12 protein-coding genes and 1 pseudogene are annotated in these 24,317 nt (G+C 41.9%); 8 read left to right on the top strand and 5 right to left on the bottom strand.

The window, feature by feature from the left end; genetic code table 11:
- Positions 1-39 precede the first annotated feature (39 nt).
- Together DZK30_RS19875 and DZK30_RS19870 are read right to left on the bottom strand one after the other, a co-directional pair.
- The gene (locus DZK30_RS19875) at positions 40-1,563 is read right to left on the bottom strand and encodes an FAD-dependent oxidoreductase (RefSeq protein WP_118975925.1); all 1,524 of its coding nucleotides are present in this window, start codon (positions 1,561-1,563) and stop codon (positions 40-42) included.
- Between the two features lie 10 nt (positions 1,564-1,573).
- On the bottom strand, positions 1,574-2,023 hold the full coding sequence (locus DZK30_RS19870) for a hypothetical protein (protein ID WP_118975924.1): 450 nt from the start codon (positions 2,021-2,023) through the stop codon (positions 1,574-1,576).
- Between the two features lie 611 nt (positions 2,024-2,634).
- Between DZK30_RS19870 and DZK30_RS19865 the strand changes: the two genes are divergently transcribed.
- The 4 genes and pseudogenes from DZK30_RS19865 to DZK30_RS19845 all read left to right on the top strand — a co-directional run bounded on the left by DZK30_RS19865 (position 2,635) and on the right by DZK30_RS19845 (position 6,234).
- Complete coding sequence (locus DZK30_RS19865) at positions 2,635-3,519, top strand: SDR family oxidoreductase (protein ID WP_118975923.1); 885 nt, start codon at positions 2,635-2,637, stop codon at positions 3,517-3,519.
- 199 nt (positions 3,520-3,718) lie between these two features.
- Positions 3,719-4,149 (top strand): annotated as a pseudogene (locus DZK30_RS26635) (inorganic diphosphatase).
- Positions 4,146-4,625 (top strand): DUF421 domain-containing protein, encoded by a 480-nt coding sequence (locus DZK30_RS19850; protein ID WP_118975920.1) that lies wholly within the window; start codon positions 4,146-4,148, stop codon positions 4,623-4,625. The pseudogene DZK30_RS26635 and the gene DZK30_RS19850 overlap by 4 nt, the downstream one beginning before the upstream one ends.
- A gap of 319 nt (positions 4,626-4,944) precedes the next feature.
- Complete coding sequence (locus tag DZK30_RS19845; RefSeq protein WP_118976003.1) at positions 4,945-6,234, top strand: PQQ-dependent sugar dehydrogenase; 1,290 nt, start codon at positions 4,945-4,947, stop codon at positions 6,232-6,234.
- 65 nt (positions 6,235-6,299) lie between these two features.
- On the opposite strand, the gene DZK30_RS19840 is transcribed toward DZK30_RS19845, so the two are convergent.
- Positions 6,300-10,847: an AAA family ATPase gene (locus DZK30_RS19840; protein ID WP_118975919.1), complete on the bottom strand. Its 4,548-nt coding sequence runs from the start codon at positions 10,845-10,847 to the stop codon at positions 6,300-6,302.
- 664 nt (positions 10,848-11,511) lie between these two features.
- Between DZK30_RS19840 and DZK30_RS19835 the strand changes: the two genes are divergently transcribed.
- The 3 genes from DZK30_RS19835 (at position 11,512) to DZK30_RS19820 (ending at position 18,738) form a co-directional block, all read left to right on the top strand.
- Positions 11,512-14,334 carry a DEAD/DEAH box helicase gene (locus DZK30_RS19835; protein WP_118975918.1) on the top strand — a complete coding sequence of 941 codons (2,823 nt, stop codon included), beginning with the start codon at positions 11,512-11,514 and terminating at the stop codon, positions 14,332-14,334.
- An 898-nt stretch (positions 14,335-15,232) separates the two neighbouring features.
- Positions 15,233-17,524 (top strand): argonaute/piwi family protein, encoded by a 2,292-nt coding sequence (locus DZK30_RS19825; RefSeq protein ID WP_118975916.1) that lies wholly within the window; start codon positions 15,233-15,235, stop codon positions 17,522-17,524.
- A complete protein-coding gene (locus DZK30_RS19820) occupies positions 17,512-18,738 on the top strand; it encodes a PD-(D/E)XK nuclease domain-containing protein (protein WP_118975915.1) in 1,227 nt (408 codons plus the stop codon). Before DZK30_RS19825 ends, DZK30_RS19820 begins: the two co-directional genes overlap by 13 nt.
- A gap of 603 nt (positions 18,739-19,341) precedes the next feature.
- On the opposite strand, the gene DZK30_RS19815 is transcribed toward DZK30_RS19820, so the two are convergent.
- Together DZK30_RS19815 and DZK30_RS19810 are read right to left on the bottom strand one after the other, a co-directional pair.
- Positions 19,342-20,505 (bottom strand): recombinase family protein, encoded by a 1,164-nt coding sequence (locus tag DZK30_RS19815; RefSeq protein ID WP_162903267.1) that lies wholly within the window; start codon positions 20,503-20,505, stop codon positions 19,342-19,344.
- 33 nt (positions 20,506-20,538) lie between these two features.
- Complete coding sequence (locus DZK30_RS19810; protein ID WP_118975913.1) at positions 20,539-21,000, bottom strand: recombinase family protein; 462 nt, start codon at positions 20,998-21,000, stop codon at positions 20,539-20,541.
- Positions 21,001-21,121: 121 nt separating this feature from the next.
- Here DZK30_RS19810 and DZK30_RS19805 point away from each other — a divergent pair, with 121 nt between their 5' ends.
- The gene (locus DZK30_RS19805) at positions 21,122-24,172 is read left to right on the top strand and encodes a DEAD/DEAH box helicase (RefSeq protein ID WP_118975912.1); all 3,051 of its coding nucleotides are present in this window, start codon (positions 21,122-21,124) and stop codon (positions 24,170-24,172) included.
- Positions 24,173-24,317: the final 145 nt, after the last annotated feature.

Here is a 24,317-nt window from a genome sequence, read left to right as displayed (position 1 = left end):
AAATAAATTTTTAGCTTTCGTTTGCCGGTGTCCTGGTCCTTAATCGTCGAGCCCTATGTGGCGTAATCCCCTTGAAGCCGGCCCATTGAGCAGCTCTCCGGTCGCTGCATATCTTGCACCATGGCAGGGACAGTCCCAGCTCTGCTCGGCACTGTTCCATTGCACAATACATCCGGCGTGCGGGCATACCGGGTGTAGGGCATAGACCTTACCATACTCGTCTTTATATAGCGCTACCTGCTTTTCCTGGTATTTAACAACACGACCTTCTCCCTTTGCCAGCTCCGACAGTTCGGTCAGGGATTGTTGTGAGATGCGATCTGAAACAAAATGTTTCAGCACATCAGCATTTTCTCTGATGAATCGGCTAAAACCGGCCACGGGCTTAATCCTTGATGGAGATAGCAAGGTGGTATACGGACTCTCTCCTGAAACGATGAGGTCGCACAGGATGCGGCCTGCCAGTGTGCCGAAGATCATTCCGTTGCCGCTGTAACCGGTGGCAACAAATTGATGATTGCCACCGCCGGGCAGATGGCCGATGTAAGGCAGGCCATCTGCCGGTATGTAGTACTGGGACGACCAGCGGTAAGCGACAGCTTGCACTTCGTAGTATTTACGGGCGTATGCTTCCAGTTCGCTGAAGACATGTTCAGCCTTGGCCTCGTGTCCTGTTTTATGATCGTTCCCGCCGACAAGCAGGAGCGGCCGGCCATCATGGATAGCAGTCCGGAAATAATGATACGGTTCTTTGAGGTCGTAAGCCAGACCATCGGGATATTTATCCCTGGCTAGTTTAAGCGCAAGCACATAAGACCGATAAGGCGCACAGCGGAGGTGTAGAAGATTGAGACCCGGCGGAATGTGTGTGGCATAAACGATGTCGGTTGCCTGATAAATAGCCTTGCCCGCAGACACCCTTTGAACAGCACCATCCGAATCAACATGGTCTACAGCTGTTTGATCCAAATAGTTGCCGCCGTCTGCTATATATTGCCTCAGCAATGCGGAAAGGTACTTTGTGGGATGAAATTGGGCCTGTCGTTCAACCTTGATAGCATTATCGAATGGAAGCGGTACCGGAATCCCATCCGACCATTCTGCCGAAATACCGACAACTTCAAGTGCTTTGGATATTTCAGTCAACTGCTGGCTTTCCCGCTCGTTCTGTGAAAAAAGATAGCCCGTTTTGTAGGCAAAATCACAGTCGATAGCATATTTGTCCACATGCCCTTTTATAATGGCAATGGCCTCTGCCGCCCCCTGGGCGGCGAGCATGGCCTTCTGCTTTCCAAATTTACTGATAACGTCGGGATAAGGTGTATCAAGCAGGGTATTCAAATGCGCAGAAGTGCCTGATGAGGTTCCGAAGCCTGCATTATGGGCTTCCAGCAGCAGGCACTGCTTACCTGATTGCTGCAACAGCAAAGCCGTGGTTACCCCGGTAATGCCCGCTCCTATAACGACCACGTCGAAGGTATAGCCAGGCATAGAACGTTGTGCAAGTTCCGCCTGTGCTTCATTTTGCCATAAGCTTTTAGAAAAGCCATCTCTGTTTATCATATGATCAGGATTAAAAATAGCCGGAGTATAAATAGTGAATCAGTGCCAGTACTATGCCGAACACGATATGGCCTAAGTAGATTGCGCAAAGGAAAATACCGATCCGTATTCTCGGCGTCAGAGGATGTAGTTTCAGTAGCAGCAACCAGGTCGCTACCGCCACAATTCCGGCAATCGCACCAAAGGCTATTCCTCCTAAAATTCCGTTGGTTAATGAATGTCTTGCAAGACAAAGTGCATAGACCATTGAAAAGAAAATGCCTATAGCATAATGTAATAGGTTACCCCAAATAAGGGCAACAAGCCTGTTGGACACTTTACCGGAGGGTGTGGTGGTAAACGTAAACAACGTACCCAATATACGTGGTACAGCTAGCTGATATCCTGTTGCAGCGCCGACCATCCATACAAACATCGTCATGATAAAAGTACCGGCGATCCCGGAAAGAATAATGGCCATACACAAAAGCTTTCCTTACACGGACAAAGACAGGTCCGTAAAAAAAGTAAAGCAAGAAATATACCGCGTTGCATATCTCACCATAAGCAGAAGACAGTCCTCTCCTTCTCAGGTCAATGTGTCTGAAAAGTTAGCTTCATCGTCTAACATATTACTAAATGAATGGGGAACGTTAATACCGATAAGGGTAAATTCTTGCACTGCATGCTGAAGAGGAAGTATATTAGAATGGCAAACATATAGACGATGTTCAAGTGCTTACTTGAACCGAGTTACATTCCAGATTAGAGAATTTTCAGTAATTAATCTTTTCATAATGTAGTAAGCCTTTAAATTTCCATAAAGTCCCAAAGAATAAGACCATTTTCTTTAATAGCTCGGGTGACACCACCAAGCCTTTTCTCTTTTTAGCCTACATTATCAATCATATACCTTTCTGCTGAATGTGTTGCAAATTATGGTTCACCGTGCAGAATAGGCATTCTAAGCCTTCTTATCTGCCTGGAATTTACGACTTGATACGCCGCTCAACTTTTTACTTTTTTTTAAAAACTATTACTTGCTCACACGGTTTATTAACCAAAATCCAACAACCTTCAAACCAAATTACGATGGCTACCTTTTCTAATCCTCATACCAAATATGCTATTCCTCCTTTTCCCAAACAGCGACAGGAAATACCTGGCCAGGAGTCACGGATGAAACCCAGTGCAGACCATGGAGAGGAGTCTTACAAAGGAACAGGTAAGCTTAAGGGTGCAAAAGCAATTATTACAGGTGCTGATTCCGGAATTGGAAAGGCTATTGCTATTGCTTTTGCAAGAGAAGGCGCCGACGTTGCCATTTGTTATGGCTATCCATCTGAAGAGGCCGACGCGCTTGAAACAGCGCACTGGGTAAATGAGGCAGGGCAACAATCGCTCCTGATCCAGGCAGACATCCGTAAGGAAGAAGATTGCCAAAAGATCATTGATACCATTATCGACGAATTTGGCCAGATCGATATCTTGGTCAATAACGCCGCCTTTCAAATGGCCCACGAAAAGCTGTCAGACGTTTCTTCTGAAGAATGGGATCGTACCTTTTCGACTAATATCCGCAGCATATTTTATTTATGTAAAGCAGCGGAGCCTTGGATGAAGCCCGGTAGCTCTATTATTAATACGGCATCCGTAAACTCTTATCATCCTAATGCCGTGCTACTGGCCTATGCCGCATCGAAAGGTGCGATACAGAATTTTACAGCGAACCTTGCCCAAATGCTATTGGAGCAGGATAAAGGTATCCGGGTAAATGCAGTTGCTCCTGGGCCAGTCTGGACTCCACTTATACCGTCTACCATGCCCGATCCGGAAAACTTCGGTAAAGAATCACCTATGAAGAGGCCAGCTCAACCGGCCGAAATAGCCCCTGCTTTTGTGTTCCTAGCCTCTGATGAAAGCAGCTATATTGCCGGTGCAACGATTGCCGTGACGGGTGGCAAGGTTGCAATTTGAGCTTCCGTATGGCATTCTGGGGCAGCATGTTTTCAATCCACCAAACTGATCATTTACTATCTGCTGTACTACTCTGCAGCTCAGAGAAGGGACGAAAGATGATTGATATGCAGCAAATACGGTTTAATCCCTGAACAGATGAAAAACAATTCCAAAATTAATGTCATTATAGAAACGCCTAAAGGCAGTGTGCAGAAATATGCCTACCAAAAGGAAACCGGCTTTTTTCCTGCTTAAAAAGATCTTACCTGCGGGCATGGTTTTCCCCTATGATTTTGGGTTTATACCTGATACTCTCGGTGAAGATGGCGATCCCTTGGATGTGATAGTCATTTCTGAGTTCCACAGCTTTCCGGGGTGCAGATGGAGTGCCGGTTGGTGGGTGGGTTCAAGGCTAAACAAGGTAAGTCAAAAGGTAAGATGGAAGAAAACAACCGTTTCATTGCAGTGCCCGTAGCCTCAACCATTTTCAAGCAGCTTACCGATTGGGAAGAAGTACCGGTGTCAATCGTGCGGGAACTGGAAGACTTCTTTATCAACTACAATAAAGAAGAAGGCAAGCTATTTAAGGCCAAAGGTTACCTGGGCGTAGATCAGGCGCTAAATATCATTAACCGGCAAACAGCATGAACGGTATCGAAGCGCTTTGGGAAACCGATGAACAGTTGGGACCGCTGCCTATGGCGGTCCGCGCGCTGGTTATGTTTCTTGTTGCCTTGATCCTCCTGCGGATCGGCGGTATTAGGATATTCGGCCAGAAGTCGGCGCTGGATAACGTCATTGTTATTATGTTAGGTGCGGTAATGGCTCGCGGTGTTGTTGGTGCCTCAACGCTACAGGCAACCTTTATTGCCGCAACCATTATGATTCTCACCAATAGGATACTTGCCTGGCTATCTTGCAAAAGCGAAATGGTGAATAAGCTGATCAAAGGTTATCCTATAAATTTAATCGAAGCCGGAGAAATTAAATGGGAAGCAATGAAAAAGGCCAATTTAAGCGAGTCCGATCTTAAGAAAGCTTACGCCTGGAAACCCGGCAGGAAGATTTTGAGAAGGTGGAGAAGGCTGTTCTTGAGACCAATGGTCGGATTAGTTTCATTTTAAGATCTTAATTCTAATCTTTCACGCGACAAGGATTAGGTAAGAAAATTTCACGTTATTCGAATTCACAGATTCAGACATGGAACTACTTCTTCAAAAGATACAGAAGGTAGACCCGTCGATTACTACCATTCTTAAGTTAAAGGACTTTTGCCTTACTTAGCAACAAGTCAAGCTGAAATGCTCTCTTTACATCCTTCAATTGTTGGAATTAACCGGCCACCGATACCCAACTAAAGCTTCTCCAAACATGTTAAATGTCATACTGGCATTTTGTTTCCTCTTTCCGCTGGGATTGATACATGCCACTAAACATCAGAATATGAAAACGACCTTTCTTTTACTTCTCCTGCTTTCGCTTTTCACGGAAGTTTCAGAGGCACAGCAATCTGTTCAAAATAATCCGGATAGTTTATCTCAGCCCTTTGCCACTAAGTCCGTCAGGGACTTCAGCAAAGTTATCGGTTGGGAAGATGGGGCCGCACCCACGGCTCCGCCGGGCTTTACTGTGACCAAATATGCGAATGGCTTTGACAATCCCAGGTCGACATGTGTAACGCCATTAGGAGATGTCTTGGTAGTGGAATCGAATACCAATTACAGCTTGCCGAAAAAAGTAGGTGCTACCCTTATCGGCGCAGGCCGGTCTGACAACCTCAGTAAAAGTGCCGACCGCATTATGCTTCTTAGAGATAAGAACCGGGACGGCATCCCTGAGCAACGGGATACATTTCTCAACAATTTGAATCAGCCGTTCGGCATGCTGTTCCTGGGCAACTGGTTTTATGTGGCCAATACCGACGCGCTGTGGCGGTATCCATATAGCAAAGACAGCATGCGCATTACCGGAAAGGGTAAAAAGATAATCGATCTTCCTTCAGGAAAGTACAACCAACATTGGACCCGCAATTTGCTGGCTAATCCAAAAGGCACCAAAATATATATTGCTGTGGGCTCGTCTAGCAACATCGGGGAACATGGACTTGAATACGAAATGCTGAGAGCCGCCATACTGGAAATCAATCCTGATGGAACGGGGTTGCGTACCTATGCCTCCGGACTCAGAAACCCGGTGGGGATGGATTGGAACCCAGAAACCAATATGCTATGGACCGTAGTGAATGAAAGGGATGGATTGGGTGACGACTTGGTCCCGGATTATCTGACCGGGGTGAAAGAGGGCGGATTTTATGGCTGGCCTTATATCTATATGGGTAAATATGCCGATCCAAGAGTAAAGGATCATAAGCCGGAGCTCGCCGCCAGGGCTTTGGCGCCCGACGTACCGTTGATCGCTCACACTGCTACATTGGGATTAGTCTTTTATACTGCTAAGGCATTCCCGCAGCAATACAAGAACGGTGCTTTCCTGGCACAGCACGGCTCTTATAATAGGTCGGTTCTGTCGGGATACAAAGTATTATTTCAGCCTTTTAAGAAAGGCAAGCCAAAGGGTGCGCCTGAAGATTTTCTTACCGGGTTCATTGCTGACCTTGATAAAAGAGAAGTGCGTGGCCGCCCGGTTGGTCTTACCCTATTGCCTGACGGGTCCCTATTACTTACCGATGATGTAAGCAATGTCATCTGGCGAATTACGTACAACCACCCTTAAGCTATCCCATTCTGCTACTGTAAAAAGCACCATGGAACAATGGAATGAGTGCTGGGGACCTTCGATTAGGTTAATTCACCGAGAATTTCCGCTTGATTTCTTCTCATCCCTAAATCAGCTATCAATTTGTCAAATGACAAAAGAAGCTTGCCTCTGATTGCTTTACTAACATCATCAGACCCAGTTACAGCTTCTAAGGCAGAAAGAATAAACTTGATTGTCTTCTCCTCAAACTGAAAATTCTGTAGAGGATCAATCTTCGATTTTAAGTATACCATAGCATGCTCAAATAATTCAATAGCTAAAAAAGGAAATCTTGCACATTGGCCATGAAGATAGTCTATGAAGTTTTCTGTAAGCTTGAAAAAGTCAGAATTAATAAATCTTTTGGCAAATCCGTAAACGTCATTTAGGGCAACATGCCCGGTTTCATAAAAATTCCAAGATATATCATCAAAATCTCCCCTCTCAGCGCCGGACATTATATAATCTAATAGCTGGTCATTTTTACTTTTTGTGTTTGTAACAGCATAATAGTGCTCCATTATATCATCTATCATTCTGGACCTGGTGCCTTGTCCTTTGTCGATTAATGTTTCAAGTAACTCTTTTGCCCCTTCTTGATTATGTAGGTAAGACCCTAATAAAATAGTAAACAGGTAATCACTGTCATCGTTGCCCATTAAACCGGATTCGATTAATAGCCGAAGTGGTGCATCTAGCACTTTCAAGCCTCTGGTTCTAAAATACTGCATGGCTTGAATTGAAGAGGCAATGACATGGATATCGGTTTCGACATTTAGCGACTCAATAAAAAGGTCATGGGCCGTTTCTCTATCTAGCCTAGTTAGATAATGAAAATGAAAGTAAATTGCGGCACGAGATTCCACTGGGCCATTTCTTAAGATGACGTTAATGGTTCGAAAGATGAAATCTTTAAAACTTACATCCCCAACAGAAGTCAAATAATATGCGGCCGAACCATATGGCGTATTGATTGCTTTAGTTACAAGCCTGTCAATACTGGTCTTTTCATCGTCCGATTCAATAGAATATTCAATTCCCTTTTCAAACTGCAAGCTTTGCTCTATAAGGAAATTGATCAATTCAGGAGCGACTTCTTCAAGACTAGCAACTCTTCCAATTAAAGGTATGGTATATGTATCATGATTATATCCACCCTTTCTAAGAACTCTGATACACGCCGCTGAAATAATTCCTAACTCTGCTGAAGATTGCGTCCAACCAAAAAGCCCGCTGATGGCATACTCTATAGGAATTTCGTCAGAGTCAATAATTGCATTGATGATTTCTAGTTTCTCTCCCGATGGGTTCTTTTCTACTTCTGCTCTAAATGCAGAAGAAAGCTCCGTTATTCCTCCTTTAAGACCCGACACCCATCTATCGCGCTCGCTATTGTACTTATTAAACGATCTGAGCCAATGTTTTTTCCTCATAAACTCATGGGCATTCGCTGGAATAGGACTATGGATAACGCCAGCTAGACCACCTCGTCGCATAGGCTTATCCTTCTGGCCCGGGAATTTCCTCCTTAATTCCATTAGTACTTTGCATAACTCTGGATCCGCATGAATACGATGTGCAGGGATACGTAATAACCAAAAATATTTAGCTGCACCCCAGCGAGAATAAATTGACTTTTTGCCCTTGTCATCTATCCAAATTCTTAACTCTGTTTTGTCCTGATAGTTGCGGATCTCATTCAGGATTGAATCTTGCTGGGCTATGCTCATGTATATAAAACCAGCCTCCACTATTGACCGTAAATCATACTCTAAATCATCACCATCTTTCAATAGACCAAGATATTTAAAGAGGTCAAATATCTCAAAGATTTCACCGGCATACCATTTTTCATTTCCAGCCAACGAAAAAAGAATAAGCCTCAGTACCGAGTAGTGATGGGAAGATTTATTTTCGTGAAAGAATTTTAAAAAGACCTCTGTATGGTATCTTGCCGTTGCTTTTAGACATGATGCAAGTAATTGGTAAAAAAACTCCGTGCCACCATAGTGCTCATCATCTCTTAAATCTGTATAGCTGTAGGTCCAATCCCTGATTACACCATCACAAATATCGGTGTTACGGCAAAGATCATTCAACATACTTTGGTAGAGTATAGGAAATAGTTTCTCCGGAGCGGCTTTGGCTATCGATTTTAAAAGTTCCCGTTCACTATATGCTTCTTGTCGATCCCCTTTTTGGTAATGTAGCGGCAGTATATCACTTAGGGCATTAAGCACAAAATCCATATTATGTGCAGAAATATGTTCTAGGACACGATAAAAGTTCCATGGCTCCGAAATTATAAAATCTGGACATTTTGCCAACATTTCATAAGGGTCACTATGGCTCCAATCAGCTACAAAATATAGTATTTTTTGTATTATCGTTGCATCATCAATTTTTTTAAAATAGGCCCAGGCTTCTTTTTCATTAACTGTAATATGCCTTTGCAAATACTGGGTTTTAAGATTGCATATTATCTGTCTAGGTTCTTCTCCTAGTTCAGAGACTAGTGTTTGGAACTCACTACGCTCTCCTTTTATTAATTCGAGAAGTCGATTGGAAATAGCAAACCTAAGCCACTGGCCTCCGAAGGCATTTTCTAGAAATAGAACAGTATAGATCATTCCTTTTTTAAGACATAGTTTTACCAAGGTTTCTTCATCTCTATCAGGATTAGGTTGCGTGATAATATTAAGAAAAATGATGTGCTTAATGTGAAAAAGAACTTCATGTCTGTCAAAGATATGCTTTGCATAGTTTTGGTAAGCAGGCGGATCGTAATCCCGCAAATAGCTAATAATCATCTTCACGGCAGAACGAATGTGAATCGACTGCTCAGAATTCTTAATGTAGCTCAAGAGGTCCTGCCCGGTTTCAACGAACTGTTTTGCGAACACGAAATCATAAAAGGACTGGTGAAAGAATTGTAGATGTTTATCTTCCCTCTTTATCAGTTGTTCGCTTTCCAGATATTTTATTTCATCTGAAAAATCCTCAAACTGGTTGACAAAAACAGTTATCCGTTGTGTCTGAAACATTTTGCCAGCTATTGCGTAAAGAGCGTTCCGTACTTTGAATTTGTCAGTATTGACACGGTTGGAAATACGCAAAACTTTTTGATTCCAGAGTTCGCTATAAAGTTCTTCAATTGATGTAATCCTTAAACTGTTACCTCCTGAATAAATTCGCGAAAATATATTTAGATTATTCGGAATTCTTAATAGCTCAAGGAGCTTGGATGAAACACGGTCTTTTGTAATTCCTAATTTCCCAAGTTGCCCCAAGACGTCTTCCGTATGGAGAAGCCCTACTTGGATGGTGTTCTTTCTCCTCAGTTGTCGCAAGGTTGGATCATAGTTCAGATCCTGATTTCGGACCGAAATGATTATCTTGATATTTAGATCGTTCTCGAAGCGGTCTATGAGTCCCTTAAAGACATCTAAAAATCTCCGATCGGATGACATTGATTGTGAAAGAGCGTCGATTTGATCTATCACTATTATCGTAAGCGAATATAATGCTATGCACCTTTCTATAAAGTCGAAAACTGGTAAGGTTAGCCCGATACTGTGTTGAAGTTCAGTTATTGTGTATGAATAGAGCTTATCTGCCTTCAATCCTAGCACGGGAATTCGCAATGTTTGGCATTCCATGAAAAAATCCTTGAGAATCACAGTCTTTCCGTAACCTGCTGGCGCTGCTAGCAGACATACATTCTGAATTCTCCCATTTTCATCCTTTTGCAGGGGTATTTGCACCCAGTTTACCAACTTTGTTGTTTCTGTACGTACGATATGGGAATCATGAATGTCTTCAAATGAGTTTCTTTCAGACAGTAGGCTAATTGATCCGTTGTGGAGTTGTCTTGAAATTTCTTCCGCTGAAAGACTTCCATTTAGGATATCAAGGATTTTTTCGGTGACTGTGTTATCGGTTACGGACCTTACAGAAAAAAAGAGGGATTGCAAATCCGGTTTATTCTTCAGCTCAATATCCAGATCTTGCGGGACGATTTTCTTAACCTTAATTTTTGAAAGAATATCTAGTACTTCTTCTTTATAGTTCCCGATTGCCAATGTTCGAAGCGTTGGCATCTGCAGATTACTGGACAACCATGCATCTAGATTCGGTTCAATCAGTATATGGTTCGTAAAACCATCGATAAACGAGCGGCAGTCAGCCGTAAAATCCTTTGAAACAGCGATATAATAGGTGAAATCTTTCGGATCGGAGATCAACCTTTCATCCAAAAGACTGTATAGAACAAATTTTGTGATTTCGCATCCAAATTCGTCTTTGCCAAGATTACTTGCATATTTTTTGCACTGAATAACTCCATGGGCTTTCCCTGTTCGAAATAAGACGCAGTCTCGGCCCTGTTCTGCGACACCACCCATCAAGCTTACGTCGTCGTAGTCACTGAGCTCTTGTTTTTCGATTTTTAATTTAAATATACTATAGAGCAATTCCTCAAATCGTCGCGGATCAGCAATGAAATTGTATGGAAAAGACTGATTATCAATAGCAAATGGTTTATTTGTATCTTCAGCTATTTCGGGTTTGAAAAAATTGATGAGCGGCATTCTGTTTGAATTTCAACAAGTAGTCAAATATATCCATTTAATCAGATAAGGAAGAACCCAAAAAGACTTTAAGGAATGGGGCACAGGACAAATTATTTCTTTATGTGTGCTTTAAGTATATATACATCTAGCTTTCTACCTTACCCGATGATATCCAAATAGCATTTACTTTGTTGCTCCGGCAACAGTAGTAAACTTCCAACAGGTTGCGTTGCATAGCTAGGACTATATTGTATCGCTATATGGACAATTCCTAGCAGTGTCTTTATGCCAATTTTCGGCATTTAATTCAAAAGAACCTATAGGTACAACTGCGCAAGTTGATGAACAAAATTGCATTTGAAATTCAAACCGAATTTCTTCTCTCCGGAGGTTAGAATTCGATGCTAATAACTTGAATTTTTCGGCAAGCCATATCTCTTCATGTAGTCATACTAGAGTGATGAATAATTCTGTCTTTTAAACCGGTAATTTAAACTATAGTCTTTGTTCAGCGTGCTTACTTGAACTGGGCTTATATACCAGCTTATAGAACTTTCGTCAGTAACCAAGTATTTTCATAATATATTAAGCCCTTAATTTTTCATAAAGTCCCAAGGAATAGTACTATTTTCTTTAATTTGGAAATACCAACCCAATATTCACCATAATCAGTGTTTAACCAATGACAAAAAAGTTTCTAAACGTTTTCCAATCACGGAAAGATGTAACAACCTCCAATTTGTCTGGAGAAAAAACTACTTCAATAAACGTTCTCAGGCTTTGGAGAGATGTGGAGATTTTTAATTTACCCGACCGGGACAAGAAAGCGGTTCCCTTGTCATCCTTACCCTGTCTACCTTGGGAAAATATCAATGAGCGCAAAAACGATAAGAAAGTACAACGGCATACATTGTTTATAGGTGTGCTCCAGAAGCAAAGAGTGATAGAGCAACTTAACGCGATATTGAAAGTTCCGGTCAGCAATGAGGACTATCAGGAACCGATAATAGGAGAAACCTGCCTGGCAGCTTTGGTTGTTGATGAAGACGGGCGTCCCGACTGGAACAGCTATGTTCAAACCTCCTTTATACATGGGATATATTGTTTGAAGCAACGTAAACCATTTTCCTCTATAAGCACCTTACTTGGGGAGGTTCAGGTCAACTTTGAGACAAGGTTAAATATCGAAAAATTTAGCCACGAAACTACTGGATCGGGATCGTTGAGGAAAGGGGATGTTGTTTCGGAGAAAACCCTGCTTAGAGAGATCAAAGAATTAAAAAACATTGTTGGCTCTTCCTTCGAATTTGAGGAAGAAGTATATATTCTTTCCAAAGAGATTTCAAGGGAAAGCGAGGTAGAACCTCCTTTTTTAAATAGCTTTTATCTGGAGGATCTGAATTTCCTTATTGATAATCCCCAATTGCATAGTGTTGCGCTCAACAAGTATCTCTCATTAAAAGAGGATACCGGAAACCGGCAGGATTTAATTGCTAACAGGGAATTGTTATTAAGGACTTTGAACCCGAACGTCCTTCCACCAGGCAAATGGCCTTCCTCGGTTACTAACGGCCTTTATACGGCGCAACAGGCTGCTATTAATACTATGGTCGCTGAACTTCAAGGCAAAGCGGGTATAATGAGCATTAATGGACCACCCGGCACCGGAAAAACCACTTTACTGTTGGACCTTATTGCCAATGCAATTGTTTCGAGAGCTGAACAGCTAAGCAAACTGAATACTTCAGAGATCTTCAGCCGCAAAGCCCTGAAAGTAGAAAGAGAAAACGGTTTTACCAACTACTACTATAGTTTTGAGGACCCAACCGCTTTGAGCGATCATAGTATAGTGATAAGCAGTAATAACAATGTAGCAGTAGAGAATATAACTAAGGAATTACCCTCCCTGGGAAAAATAGATGAGGATGTATTTGGTGACGAAGCTGATTATTTTTCAGAATGTGCGGGAAGGCTTTTGCAACATACAGATGCTTGGGGCATTTTAGGCGCACCATTAGGCAACAAAGAGAACCGAAGGGCGTTTAAGAAAAATTTTTGGGAGTCCGAAGGTTTACTTCCGGGGTTTCAGCAAATCTTAAAGAATGCACAAGCTGAGGAAGACCAAAGTACTTTTGAAGAGGCATTTGAACAAACAAAAGTTGAATTGTCGGATCTTTTCCGGGAATTTGATAAGTTCCGGACGGACGCATATAACTTTCATAAAACGACAATGTCGGCCGTCCGGGGTAGCCATCACAAAGTTGGGTTAACAAGAAAGCAGTATGACACAATGAGATTTAAATTGGGCAACGAGTATGATATTGCCGACGAAAACATTGTGGATGTCAACTTCTTCAATAAAACACATGAGCAAATACATCTAAGTGCGCCCTATACTTCAGAATATATAAATACCCTTAGGGGGCGTATCCTGCTTAAAAGCTTAAAGCTTCACAGATACGCTATATTGTCCAATGCAAAGCAAATCAAGAACAACCTGCAGCTATTTTTTGATGTCATTAATGGCAGAGCGAAAATTTCAAATAACGATACGCTTACATTATGGAACACTTTCTTTTTTTGTGTACCGGTAGTCTCCACTACGCTTGCCTCTGCCTCCAGGCTCTTCAAAAACTTTAAAAAAGAAACGATCGGATGGTTGCTTCTTGACGAGGCGGGCCAAGCTACGCCACAATCGGTAGCAGGGATTTTATGGAGAGCTAAGCGTTGTATAGTGGTCGGAGATCCACTTCAGATCAAACCTGTTGTTATCCAGCCTGAGCATTTGATCAAAATGCTCAGGGCGAAAAATAATGTGAAAGATGTCTTATGGTCTCCTTTAGCATCCTCAGCCCAATCATTGGCAGATCGTATATCTGCAATGGGGGCACATAAACGGGAAGGCGAGGATGTGATTTGGTCCGGGTTTCCATTACTTACACATCGGCGGTGCGATAATCCTATGTTTAATATTGCAAACAGTATCGCTTACGGTGGGCAAATGGTTAAAGCCAGAAAAGATGCGCCTTTTAAATGTATACTGGGAAAGTCTTGCTGGTTTGACATTAACGGTATACAGGTGGAGGACAAGCATGTGATAAGGGAAGAAATTGAATTTTTGAAAGAGCGAATTGTTGATCTTGTCTCGTCCGGTTATACTAAGAATATCTTTATTATCACCCCGTTTGTTGCCGTCAAAAATGCGTGTGAAGAAGCGGTGGCGCCCCTCAGCGCAATGAGCTCCATGAACCAAGGCAAAATTGAATGTGGCACTATTCACACATTTCAAGGCAAAGAAGCAGAAATTGTCTTTTTAGTATTGGGGAGCGATCCTAAAAAAAATGGCGCCAGAGACTGGGTTACACAAAGTTCCAACATATTGAATGTCGCCGTGACACGCGCCCAAAGAAGAATCTTTATTATTGGTAATGCTAGGCTTTGGGGAAATATGGATTTTATAAAGCAATTCAGCGAATTCATGCCAATAAAAAAATGTGACGTTTAGTGAATAGCCTGGCATCGTTTATGCAATACAATTAGGCTATGGTGGTGAGCAAATGCTCTCCCTTTGCTTTGCGAGACGGTAACCTGTCCGTGAGCTTACGCTATAGCGGTGGCTCAGCGCTGGTGCTACTGACGCTCTATTATCTCGACCTTATCTAGGTCGATTATACTCGTGATCTCATAACCCAGTTCAGACGGAACGATACTCAGTTGCCAACGCTGGATATTTCCTGCAACCGGGCTTTATCCAGGGCGGAAGCAAATGGATCAGGGGCCTGGGAGAAATAAAGTATATATCGGGTCTCTTTGCCGAATTGGTCTTCGACATACAGCCGGAGAAGCCCCAAGCCTTTATCAAAACGATACTGATTGGGAGCAACGCCGCTCTTTATACCTCAAAGATCGATACTATGGCTCAACGAAAGGGCTATCTCTACCTGGCTTCTTTCTTTAAAGGTGTCTGGCCTTGCGTAAAAATGGACGTGACTCAACAATCCGACCAAAACGCCTACCGTTTTAGTAACAGCCCTATGTTTACTTTTGGAGGGTTGGCCTGAACAGCAACTGCGTCAGTTTGTAAACAGCAAGGTAGTTAATGTATCCTCGGTGAATTTTACAACGCTTTAATTTTGAGCTATTATGTGTTCACGAACCGGAATTGGATTTCAGTCTTCACAAACTAATTAAGACCCTATTTTACAGGTTTTTTTTAATTTCGTCGTATATACTATTATTCGCAACTAACATCAATCATGTAGGTTTAGGGGATGCATAATTTTATGGCACTAACGAGCTAAATAAATAATGCAGATGATGGTTAGGTTAAGCAAATTTCAGAAGCCAATTAGCTAAAAATCAGTATATTGTTGTTATATTACAATTTGATTTAAGAAAGGTATATGTCCCAAATTTTAAACGTTGCTCCAATTATATATGACGAGGCATCAATAATAATTGAAAAGATCCCCTACAGCGATGAATTGTTTGATCAACTTCGTCAGTCCCTTACTACACACTTGGTTAAGCGAAGGGATAATTCCATCTTACTTGTTCCATTAACCACCAAGAGCCCAAGTTATGGAGGAGAAAGGCAACTGGTTAATCTGAAGGAGGATCTTAGCATTGTGTCTTCATTAGCTAGGGACTCCATCTTTAGGATGTTGATGTCTAGAAATGTTCATATCTCAGAACTGAATCCGATTAAATATATGGTCGTTGGAAGTGGTAAGAACATTCTGGATGGCTGTCTTCCCCCAAATGTGAAACCTATTAACGGCCTGTGTGTTTTCGCAAGATGGGAAATTGACTTCCGGGTTATTGCACCGAATGGTCAATCACCTTTTGTGAGTATTAGCCTAAATATATCTACGGCACCACGAATTAACTTAAGCTGCCAATCATTGATTTCATCAGGATTTCCATTTACCGGATATTACGTTGGTATTAGTAGAGTCAAAAGAAATAAAGAATTAAAGCCACATTTCTACACAATAGGTAAAGTTACTCGCATCCTTGACAATGGTATGCTAGAATTGGATGATGTTCGCGAAGGCCATTCCTCCTGCGTAGATCCAATTGACGTATTCCTCGAGCCCCGAGAGGATATATTGGAAAATTGCATTCGCCATTTCTACAAGGCTGATGCAGAGCAAATTTTACGCAATCTTGAATTCGTCGCAGGTTCGTTTCACAGGGGAGACCAAAAACTAAGAAAGCTCAATGAAGGACTGAGAGTATTGCAACAATCCAACCTTACCCTTGCGGGGGTTATCCCATTCAAGATTGGTGATTTTTTAACTGACAATCCACAGCAAGCCCGATCATTACAAATAGGTATAGCAGAGAAACCGACCTTTGTGTATTCTTACGGAGGTAGTCAGCACAGTCAGTATAATGATATTGGACTTATGAGGTATGGACCTTATTCAAAGGAATCTTTTTCTCCTGCAAAGCCACGAATATGCGTTATATGTCAAGATCGCAAGAAGGGGCAGGTAGAGTTAGTATTGCAGAAATTTCTTAATGGCATGCCTCCGGTCTCATATGGAAAAGGAGACAGAACATTTGAGTATACTGGTTTAAAGACCAAATACTATTTACAAGATTGCATTCTAGAGTTTTTCGGCTCCAGTGATGATACGGTTGATGGTTACAATAGAGCTATAACCGCAGCCATGCAGGCGGGTTCTATGGGGCAAAACTGGAACTTGGCATTGGTTCAGATAGATGGGAGCTTTCGACTTCGCACAAGGGACCATAATCCTTATTTGACCAGTAAGGCTCGATTTGTGGGACAGGGTATTCCCGTTCAAGAATTTACCCTAGAGGCATTAGGTCTTTCAGATCAAAAAGTTGTATGGTCTATTAACAATATGTCGCTTGCCACGTATGCCAAACTTGGTGGTGTACCTTGGCTATTGGCGGCAGATAGACCAATCGCACATGAACTTGTTTTTGGTATAGGTAGCTCAGTAGCTCAAGATAGCCGTCTTGGAGGAAAAGAACGTATGGTTGGCATAACAACGGTTTTTACAGGCGATGGAAACTATTTCATTAATAATATTTCTGCTGCTGTTCCAGCAGACCAATATTTTCAAACGCTTCTTGTGAACCTTCGTGCTACTATGGTTCGAGTTCAGAGTGCGTATAACTGGCAGCCACACGACACCGTACGCCTAATTTTTCATGCTTTTAAAACCTTTAAAAATGCTGAAGCTGATGTCGTAAAACAAGTTGTTAGCGAGTTGGGGGATTATAATGTTGAGTTTGCTTTTGTGCATGTAGCTGAATCGCATCCATATTTAATATTTGATGTCGGACAATATGGTTTGGGTAGTAGCAAGAAAGGAATTTTTGCTCCGGACAGAGGCAAATATTTACAATTATCAGAGCATACTAGCCTCGTATCTCTTACAGGTCCGCAAGAGCTCAAAAAAAGTAGCGATGGATTACCGGCTCCTCTTCAGTTGATATTACATAAGGATTCGACTTTTAAGGATCTTACTTATCTTTCCAAGCAAGTCTTGAAATTCGGCGCACACTCCTGGCGGAGCTTTACGCCGGCATCAATGCCGGTATCCGTATATTATTCTCAATTGATGGCCCAAATGCTAAGCCAATTAAACGGAGTAAGCCAATGGAGCTCTGACGCATTGTACAATAAAATTGGCACAACAAGATGGTTCCTTTAACAAAAAAATTTGCTGGCAATCTTTTGCCGGATTTATATCACGCCTTAACTGAAAAGCTAAGGTTGGTTACTCTTGGCGAAGTAGAAAAAGTATTTATAGCATGGATATTCGAAGGAGATGTGGGACCTGCTAAATCATATTTTCCCAATGGCTACAATGTAACAGATTACCACCATGTTGCTGAACTTTCATATTTAAATGAAGTAGATCCTGTAGGCTGTGAAACTTACCGCACAGAACTTGAAGATGGATTGAACAGAATGTCAGGTAGATCCAGTAAGCTACCTGACGATCAGCCTGCCCCATTTTGTAATGATGCCATTGCAATACTAGGACTTGCTCTTGGTGCTAAGAGGGTCGGTGGGACAATTGAAACAAATATTCGGCGTTGGCTAGAAGGTTTTGTTAGACCAGATAGTGATGTGCTACCGTGGAAACGTCTATTGCTATTCGCAGCGTTGAGTTTTATTGGAGCAAAGCCTAACGAGCGAGATGTTGCAAATTTACAGGACCTTGATGACTTAAAGTTGGCCCTGTTAGCCAAAGGCGCAGCGTTTTGGGAAGAAATTGACCTAGATTCAGCATATCGAACGGCTGTCGGCATGGCCTTAACGGAAGATGCCGAACCAGCAGTAATGGCGTGCCGCGCAGCGGCAATCCGCTACCTTGCAAAGCAGTTGCCAGCAATTTCACTTAGCAAGCCAACAGTAGGCCAAGTAGAAACGATATTAAGCAATATTTCGGTCGGCCTCAAACGTTGGCCTTGGGAAGATAAGGCCAAAACAAAAACGGGCACACCTCAACAATGGGACTTACAAAACGAATATCATATCCAAAGCCTTGCCTATTTTTTATTGGCACCTATTTTTCCTGATATTGAATCCGAGTTTTACTTTGAGCCAGCAGGACAAAGGAACTCACGTGCTGATCTTGGGTTACCTTCTTTACAGCTTGTCATTGAAGTTAAATTTCTACGTTCTAATGGTTCATTTGCTGATATGATTGAGCAAGTCGCTTCAGATGCAAGTTTATACTTCTTAAAGAATTCAGTCCACTCAAAGAAGTATTCACAAATGCTCGTATTGTTATGGGATAATTCCTCACGTACTCAGGAACATCATGAATTTAAAAAGGGAGTTCTGCGGCTACCAAATGTTATAGGTGTAGTGGTAATACCTAGACCTGGAAATATGCAAATTCATTCTAGCGCATAATAATTACAATGTATTTTAATGAATTTATTCCAAAGAAACATCTATTTCTTTTAAGCCTCTCAGGAAATATTCACATTAACCTTCTGATTGGATATTGCTTATGCTAGTATTTACAGTCATTAGCACAAAATTTAGGCGGGATAAGGTTTCATTTGAATTCAATTTTTAAATACAATGGTAATTACAAATTCACAGTTACTTTTCAAGTTAGATTCAGCCTACCGTGCTGTGCCTTAAGTTCTCGACTGGAAATTTTTAAACCTGATTGCCGTTTGGGTTCAAACCCAATCCCCCCTTCCCCGCCTCAAGCGAGAATTTGTTCAATACGGACAGATTCTCGCTTTTTTATTTTCCATTTGATTGTAATACAGCGTATTAAGAGCGACGTAAAGTGTTCGATAAATATTCTGTGATCATACAAAATATAAATATTGAAATACATAATACAAAATTATGTTTTGTCATTTAACTGTATATCAATTACTTATAATAAGTTCATGTTTTCTTAAATATTACTATTCACAAAAATGCTTTTAGTAGTGAGCGGGACTCGAAACCGCCTAGAAATGGTTTGGTCCCACTTTTTAAGGTTAGATGATATCTTTAAGAGTGATTTTTGCTAAACATTTTGGCGAAAATGATAAGAAAATCCAAAACTAAGGCTGTTTGCCGACTTTCCGCTTGGCCTTTCCGGGTCAGTAGTGTCTCTTGTATCCTTGACTGTGTCTGTTCATAGAATGCCTGATCCATAGATTCTGTATAAGTGATACAACGTTCCGGCAAGCGGCTTTGGCTTAAGCTATCCAGATCAAATAGCAAGCCCATATCCGCATTGATCATATCATTTATGCTTAACCCTTCATTGAGAGTAATCGAAGGAGATAATAAAATCTCCATAAGCGTTCTCCTTTCTGATGTGGATAGCGCTGTGAATGTCTTACCAAACTGCGAGAGTTGAAATGTTGCTTTCTTCAAAGAATCTGATTTTGTTCTTGACGCTATTTCGGATCGCTGAAGATCAGTCCCCAGAAGATGGATCTTAGCTTCGCTGTCCTTTTTTAGAAGTTTGTAGTCTTCATCGTCTATATCACCCTTTATCAATAACACCTTTGCTCTGACGATTCTTTCAATTAGTTTGTCGATGGCAGCCGAAATACTTTTTTCGGAAGAAGTGCTGCTATCATAAATATCCCTACGGATATGCCTAAGTATATCCCTGTAGATTTCAATATACTCCGATACTACATTAAGCTTCCCGATTTCCAGCATAAAGTGGGCATTGATTGCGTCGGCTCTCGTACGAAATCTGCAGCGACCATTGCAGTGATAATAGTAGTAGTACTTACCTTTCTTGCCTTTTGATGCACTACCTGTAAGCCGCCTGCCACACTGCGGACAATTGAGAAATCCACGAAACAATAGCATATCATTGGGGCTATTATCTAGGTGAATATTTTTAAGTCGAACTCGGCCTAAGACCTTCTGCACATCTGCGAATAGAGAGTCGCTGACAAGTGGTTCATGCAAACCTTTTGCCAGGAAAGCGGTATCGTTTTCAAAGGCCGGGACAACTATCATCCCCCGGTAAACCGGATTTCTGAGCATCCTCCTGAAATTGGAAATGCTGCATTTTAATCCACTTGCTCTTATCCGCCGATATACCGCCTGAACCGTGCAAAGATTTTCGGCAACCAGTTGGTATGCTCTTCTGATAAATGTTGCTTCCGGCTCCTTCGGGATAATGTCACGCTTTCCATCCGAAGCCAAATGGCATTTATACCCTAATGGCACGTGAGCTGTTCATCGGCCCTCTTTTTTAGCCTTGTGAATGCCTTGCTTTACATTGAGAGATCGCCTGTCGTTTTCTGCTTCGGATGTAGCAAGATACACCCCAAGGATTATCTTGTTTTCCGGAACGGCAAAGTCAAGTTCCTGGTCAATGGCCTGGGGCTGAATATCAAGGTTCCGTAATTGGGTAATCATATAATACGCATCACCGGCGTTCCTGCTGAAACGATCCCATTTTGTGAAAAGGATCAGGTTCGGGCGTGATCGTTTGTTCCGTCTGATTCTGGCCATCATAGCCAACCAGCCAGGCCGGTTGAATGTTTTTGCCGAATAATCCTCGAAAATAGTATCCCAAATGCTAACATCTCGAACAATACAATATCGTGTCAGGCGATCCAATTGACTTCGCTGCGAATAGCCTTTAATTGCCTGTTCATCTGTGCTCACCCGTATATAGAGGTATGCGGTCTTCATACAACATCCTTTCAATCAAAGGATGAAATCTGATGGTTGTTTCCATAAAATAAAATAGTCTTATATTGCCTATATCGAAGTCCGAACCAAACCTAATTTATAAAAAACAGAGTCCTTTGCCATGCCAGCAGACCAAAAAGCGATATTAAGTTTCTGGAGAGCTATCGAAGTATTCAATCTTCCAGATCTGCCTACAGAAGCGAGACCTTTCCAATCCGGGGCACCATTGCCTTGGGAGCTCCCGCGTGAAAATGAAAAAGACCTCAGATGGCATCATATAATCTTTTTAGGCAGGATCCCCAAGCAGGACATAACCACTAAAATTGAAAAGGCGATCTCCTATGTCCGCTCAGAAGAAGAGAAATGGGAAGAAACGATAAGCGGTGATACATGCCTAGCGGCCTTGGTAGTTGACGAAGAGGGACGCTGCAGTCCAGATAATGGCTATATCCAGGCATCTTATATTCATGGTCTGTTATGTCTTCAGAACAATAAACCGCTATCCGTGATTGATGCTGAACTCGAAAAAGTACAAGGAGCCTTTCGAGACAGGTTTGGTATAAATCCGGCAGCCGAACGCCTTGAAGACCTGCGAACCACAACAATTGATTGGAGGCATTTGGACAGAGAACTAAAGGTGTTAGAAGGGGTGGAGATTAAAGACCTGGATTGGGAGCAATTCGTATTTATCAAATCATTTAGATTGTCTAAGCATGCCAAACCAGATACTGCCTTTTTAAACAGCTTTTACCTTAAGGATCTTAATGAACTTATCGCTGGTCAAAGAAAACATGGCAAAGGATTGCAGCAAATGCTGATTAAAGAAATATCTGATTTTAAAAGGACCGATTTGTTAACAGATATAAATGCGTTTTGGAGCAAATTAGATCCTAAAAATATGCCAGCAGGGCGATGGCCCTCCGATCCTAACCATGGCCTGTATAGTGCACAGTTTGGAGCGATAGCCGCTTGCTTGTCGACGCTAAAAAATAACAACGGCATGTTAGGCGTTAATGGACCTCCAGGCACGGGAAAAACTACGCTACTGTCGGATATTGTTGCGGAAGTAATTGTAATGCGAGCGCAAAAACTGCTTAAAAAAGGCGATAAAAAACTTTTCGGAACCTGGCAGAAAATAGAAAGACCCGATTTTACATTCCACCATTACGAGCCTAATGCAGATATCTTTTCCGATGCAGGGATTGTGGTTGCGAGCAATAATAATGCTGCCGTAGAGAATATATCAAAGGAACTGCCTTCCGCAAGTAAGATAGATAGGCATCATTTTCCACAGGCCAATTATTTTGTAGATCAGTCAAAAGATCTCATTGAAGGCGACAGTTGGGGCCTACTCGCTGCAGCCCTTGGCAATGCAGAGAACAAACAAACCTTTAAGAAAAACTTTTGGTATCCAGGTGAAGACAGGATGGGATTCATGAAGTTTCTGTCTTTTCAATATAACAAGGAAAATGATAAAACTGTTGAAAACAGTGATCTCTTTGATAAGACAGCAAACGAACTAACAGCACTGTTGGGTCAATTTGAAAAATTCAGAAAGGAGGCGACGACCTTTCATGTCTTGTTAGGCCAGTACCTTGACGATCTTCAATCGCAGCCTATCGAACAGAACGCACTTAAGAACCTTATAAAGAACAAGACAAAGCTGGAGGAAACCGATCAAATCTTAAACAATGATCTTCAGGCAATAAGCGCTCGCATTTTGTCGCTACAGCGAAGCGTTTCGCTGCATCAAAAGGCCAAACCCAGCTGGTTTTTTATTCAAAAGATACTTAAGACGCCGGCTTACAAACGATGGAAAGAAACAGAAACAATGTATTTATCGAGCCTTGCCGAAAACACCCAAAAACTAATCAGTATACAACGGGAACTGGATAGTCTTGTGCAAAACATAAAATCGATAGTTAGTCAGATTGCCGAAAAAACAAGGCTTGTAGAAACGATCAAAAACCGCCTTATCAAGTACCAAAATCTGAAGAAAGAGTTGCATGAATGGTATGAGATTCCGTTGGAGAATATTCCTGATGATAATCAGATAAAAAACTATTTCCATGATAAAGATGCCTTCCACAGAGTGAGCCCCTGGTCCAGCATAAAAATTAATACACTACGTTCCAATATATTTCTTCTTAGTCTTAAACTGCATGAATATGCTATACTGAGTCATGCCAAACCGTTTTGGAATAACTTGAATTTGTTCATGGAATACCTCGATGGAAAGGTTATTGTGAGTGCTGATATAGCGGAAAACCTATGGAAAACTTTCTTTTTTTGTGTCCCCGTAGTTTCTACCACATTGGCATCCGTATCCAGGTTATTTCAATCGATGGGAAAAGAGAGTATTGGTTGGCTACTGATAGATGAGGCTGGACAGGCCACCCCGCAGTCGGCAGCGGGAATCATTAACCGTTGTCAAAAGAACATTATCATTGGCGATCCCTTACAGATAGAGCCCGTAGTAAGTGTAAATTCCAAACTGGTAAAAATGCTGAGCGACACCTACCATACTGATCTCCTATGGTCACCCCTCCAGAATTCTGTTCAGACCCTGGCCGATCGTACCTCTCCTCTTGGAGCCTGGCTTGGTGAGCAGGACGAGGGAGCTACCTGGATAAGCTTTCCGTTGCGTGCTCACCGGAGATGTAACAACCCGATGTTCGATATAGCGAACAAGATCGCCTACGACGGGCAAATGGTAAAGGTAATGCCAGATGTTCCTTTTGATTGTGAATTGGGCGCCTCTACATGGTTTGATGTTAAAGGAACAACAGTAGAGAACAAACACATAATTGGTGAAGAAATGAAGCTCTTGTTGGAAAAGATTACACGGTTGAAAAATACAGGATCAGAAATATTCGTCATCTCCCCGTTTAAATCGGTAGCAGACAAATGCGCTGAGATTTTCAGAAGCAACAAATTGGTACGTTGCGGCACCATACATACCTTTCAAGGCAAGGAGGCCGATATTGTATTTCTTGTTTTGGGAAGCGATCCGGCAAAACCTGGTGCCAGGGCATGGGCATCAAAAAAACCGAACATGCTTAACGTGGCGCTGACAAGAGCAAAAAGACGGTTTTATGTCATTGGAAATATAAGCTTATGGAAAGGGTATAATTATTTCAGCGAGTTAGCAAAAGAATTACATAACACTTAGGAGCTAATACATAAGGATGCTTTAGTTTCGTAAATTACAAAAGCAGGATTACTTAATTAAAATGCTAAATTGTATGTTTTTTTAAATATAATATCATAATTGTAACCGCCTTCCTTTGTAAAAAGAGCTTACCCAGGCAGTTTAT

Origin of the sequence: Taibaiella koreensis, from assembly GCF_003545715.1 — a bacterium.
GTDB lineage: Bacteria > Bacteroidota > Bacteroidia > Chitinophagales > Chitinophagaceae > Taibaiella > Taibaiella koreensis.
The sequence above is the reverse complement of the archived record's forward strand: the minus strand, read 5'-3'. Positions and strand labels throughout refer to the sequence as shown.

Bases quoted from the DNA above. Each gene is read 5' to 3' on its own strand.
- DZK30_RS19875 (WP_118975925.1), bottom strand. From the start codon at position 1,563: ATGATAAACAGAGATGGCTTTTCTAAAAGCTTATGGCAAAATGAAGCA.
- DZK30_RS19870 (WP_118975924.1), bottom strand. From the start codon at position 2,023: ATGGCCATTATTCTTTCCGGGATCGCCGGTACTTTTATCATGACGATG.
- DZK30_RS19865 (WP_118975923.1), top strand. From the start codon at position 2,635: ATGGCTACCTTTTCTAATCCTCATACCAAATATGCTATTCCTCCTTTT.
- DZK30_RS19850 (WP_118975920.1), top strand. From the start codon at position 4,146: ATGAACGGTATCGAAGCGCTTTGGGAAACCGATGAACAGTTGGGACCG.
- DZK30_RS19845 (WP_118976003.1), top strand. From the start codon at position 4,945: ATGAAAACGACCTTTCTTTTACTTCTCCTGCTTTCGCTTTTCACGGAA.
- DZK30_RS19840 (WP_118975919.1), bottom strand. From the start codon at position 10,847: ATGCCGCTCATCAATTTTTTCAAACCCGAAATAGCTGAAGATACAAAT.
- DZK30_RS19835 (WP_118975918.1), top strand. From the start codon at position 11,512: ATGACAAAAAAGTTTCTAAACGTTTTCCAATCACGGAAAGATGTAACA.
- DZK30_RS19825 (WP_118975916.1), top strand. From the start codon at position 15,233: ATGTCCCAAATTTTAAACGTTGCTCCAATTATATATGACGAGGCATCA.
- DZK30_RS19820 (WP_118975915.1), top strand. From the start codon at position 17,512: ATGGTTCCTTTAACAAAAAAATTTGCTGGCAATCTTTTGCCGGATTTA.
- DZK30_RS19810 (WP_118975913.1), bottom strand. From the start codon at position 21,000: ATGAAGACCGCATACCTCTATATACGGGTGAGCACAGATGAACAGGCA.
- DZK30_RS19805 (WP_118975912.1), top strand. From the start codon at position 21,122: ATGCCAGCAGACCAAAAAGCGATATTAAGTTTCTGGAGAGCTATCGAA.